A 2461-nucleotide genomic window follows, 5' to 3' on the forward strand; every position below is an offset into this window, starting at 1 on the left:
GGCCCCCTCCCCACCCCGGGCGTCACGCACCCCATCCTGGTCCCCTTGCCCACCCCTCCTCCTCCCCCCAACCCATTGGGGCCCACCCCCCCCCGCGGGGTGTCCGCCCGTTCTGCGTTCCCCGACCCGATTCGCGTCACCGTCTTGACGGGTGACGCCGACTCATGGAACTCTTTCGTCACCGGTCAGAACAGTTACTTTTGATGAGGACACCACCATGGCAGTCGTACGCTTCCAGCTCGTCTCCACCCTCGGCGCCGAGGACGTCCTGGCGGTCCTGACCGACTTCAGCCCCGCCCGCGCCGAGGCCTGGCCGTCCATCGACGCCGAACACTTCGAGGTGCACGCCCTCGGCGACACCTGGGCCGAGGTCACCGAGGGCACCGCGGCCGCCTGGGAGCGCGCCCGCTACGAGTGGCAGCCCGACGGCGACACCGTCACCGTCACCACCCTGGACTCCAAGCTCTTCGGCCCCGGCGGCGGTTGGGTCTTCAAGCTCACTCCCGAGGGCGACGGCACCCGGGTCGACGTCGAACTGACCCGCCACCCCCAGCACCTCAAGGGCCGGATGCTCGCCGCCCTGCTCCCCGTCGCCGCCCCCGGCGCCCTCCGCAAGTCCTTCGCGGGCCCGCTGCGCACCGGCTGAACCGCCGCCCGCCCGTGGCACGCCCGGTGGGAGCCGTTAGGAAGGAGCACGGGGATGGGGTCCACCGGTACGGCGTTGGTGGGGCGCGCGCAGGAGCAGGCGGAGCTGGCGGCGTTCGTGGAGTCCGCCACGGGCGGGGCGCTGGTCCTGCGGGGCGAGGCGGGAGTCGGCAGGAGCGCGCTGCTGGACCACGCCGCCGCGCGGGCCGAGCGGGCGGGCCACCTCGTCGTCCGGGCCGCCGGCGTCGAGGCGGAGTCCGCACTGCCGCACGCCGGGCTGCACCAGCTCCTCCATCCCCTGCTCGCCGGCCTCGCGTGCCTGGACGACGGCTCCCGGACGGTGCTCGGCTCGGTGCTGGGTTCGGTGCCGGGTTCGGTGCCGGGCGGATCGCCTGACGTCCCGCCGGGCGATCCGCCGGCGGTCATGACGCTCGGCATCGCCGTCCTCGGCCTGCTCCCGGTCTCCGCCGCCCGGCGGCCGCTGCTGCTGGTCCTCGACGACGGGCAGTGGCTGGACGACTCCAGCGCCGACGTCCTCGGCTTCGTCGGCCGGCGGCTGGCCGCCAGCCGGGTGAAGCTGCTGGTCGCCGTCCGCACCGACGTCCCGTCCCGCTTCGACACCGCCGCCCTGCCCGAACTGCCGGTCGCCGCCCTCGGCGACGAGGACGCCGGGCGCCTGCTCGACCAGCGGTACCCGGAGCTGGACCCGCGGATCCGCCGGACCGTACTGGACCAGGCCCGGGGCAACCCGCTCGCACTGCTGGAGCTGCCCGCCCAGCTCACGCACCGGTCGGACGGCCTCCCGGTCGACGGCCTCGTCGGCCGGCCCGGCGTGCCGTTGCCCCGGCGGCTGCACCGCCTGTTCGGCGCCCGCATCGAAGCCCTCGACCCGCGGGTGCGGGCCGAGCTCCTGACAGGTGCCCTGGACGACGCGGGCTCCCCGGGCGGCGCCGAGGCGCTCCCCGACAGCCGGTACCGGATGCGCGACGCCGACCCGGCCGTGGCCGCCGGGCTGCTGGGCACCGAGCCGGTCACCGGCGAACTCGTCTTCCGCCACCCGCTGGTGCGTTCCACCGTCGTACAGCTGGCCACGGCCGACCAGCGCCGCGCCGCCCACCTGGTGCTGGCCCGGGCCCACCGGGGGAACCTCGAACGCCGGGCGGCCCACCTGGCGGCCGCGACGGTCGACCCCGACGAGGACGTCGCCGCCGTCCTGGAGGCCGCCGCCGAGTCCGCGGCCCGACGCGGCGGGGCGCCGGCGGCCGTGCACTGGCTGACCCGGGCCGCCGAACTCAGCGAGGACCGGGCCGAACGGCACCGGCGGCTGGCCGAGGCCGCCTTCGTCGCCGGTCACGCCGCCCGACTCGGTCAGGCGCAACGGCCGGTCCGGGCCGAACTGCGCGCCGCCGACGTCCCGTCACACCGCCCGGCCCCGGAACCGGCCAGGAGTCCGGCCCCGGCCTCGGCACCGGCCTCGGCACCGGCCTCGGCACCGGTTTCGGCCCCGCTGACCTCGCAGGAGCGCCGGATCGCCGAGCTGGCGGCCGGCGGCCTGACGAACAAGGAGATCGGCCACCGGATGCACCTCTCGCCGCGCACCGTCGGCTCGCACCTGTACCGGATCTTCCCCAAGCTGGGCATCACCGCCCGGGCCGCCCTGCGCGACGCGCTGAACCGGGCCGACGCGGACCGCCGGACCTGACGCCCGACCGCACCCACGGCCCGGGTGGGCGTGGTGGAATCATTGTTGCGGCACGTCAACCTTGAGCGCCAGGAGAGAATCTAATAGAGGACCGTGAACAGAATCAGTCGGAGC

The 2461-nt window shown here is 75.6% G+C and carries 2 protein-coding genes; both read left to right on the forward strand.

Features of this window, described 5'->3' with window-relative positions:
• Positions 1 to 217 precede the first annotated feature (217 nt).
• The gene (locus ACFWXO_RS45290; RefSeq protein ID WP_380533103.1) at positions 218 to 646 is read left to right on the forward strand and encodes a hypothetical protein; all 429 of its coding nucleotides are present in this window, start codon (positions 218 to 220) and stop codon (positions 644 to 646) included.
• A 54-nt stretch (positions 647 to 700) separates the two neighbouring features.
• On the forward strand, positions 701 to 2347 hold the full coding sequence (locus tag ACFWXO_RS45295; RefSeq protein WP_380533106.1) for an AAA family ATPase: 1647 nt from the start codon (positions 701 to 703) through the stop codon (positions 2345 to 2347).
• The last annotated feature ends 114 nt before the right edge of the window (positions 2348 to 2461 follow it).

The organism is Kitasatospora sp. NPDC059088, from assembly GCF_042738155.1.
Taxonomy (GTDB): domain Bacteria; phylum Actinomycetota; class Actinomycetes; order Streptomycetales; family Streptomycetaceae; genus Kitasatospora.

Bases quoted from the DNA above. Each gene is read 5' to 3' on its own strand.
- ACFWXO_RS45290 (WP_380533103.1), top strand. From the start codon at position 218: ATGGCAGTCGTACGCTTCCAGCTCGTCTCCACCCTCGGCGCCGAGGAC.
- ACFWXO_RS45295 (WP_380533106.1), top strand. From the start codon at position 701: ATGGGGTCCACCGGTACGGCGTTGGTGGGGCGCGCGCAGGAGCAGGCG.